Here is a 200-nt window from a genome sequence, read left to right on the forward strand (position 1 = left end):
GTGGGTATGCGTGACGTGTTGCGTGAGGCGACACCCGATGTCGTGCTGGTGCATGGGGATACCACCACGAGCACGGCGGCCGCCTTGGCCGCTTTCTACCAACAGATACCTGTAGGTCATATAGAGGCCGGCCTTCGTACCCACAACATCTATAGCCCATGGCCGGAGGAGATGAACCGGCAGGTCACGGGGCGTATCGC

Annotated in this window: 1 protein-coding gene; it reads left to right on the forward strand. The window is 61.0% G+C overall.

Annotated features, from left to right (window positions below):
* On the forward strand, window positions 1-200 hold a 200-nt coding region (locus DWY79_RS21850; protein ID WP_199705273.1), incomplete at both ends, for a UDP-N-acetylglucosamine 2-epimerase.

Source organism: Parabacteroides sp. AF27-14, assembly GCF_003635425.1.
GTDB classification, from domain to species: domain Bacteria; phylum Bacteroidota; class Bacteroidia; order Bacteroidales; family Tannerellaceae; genus Parabacteroides; species Parabacteroides distasonis.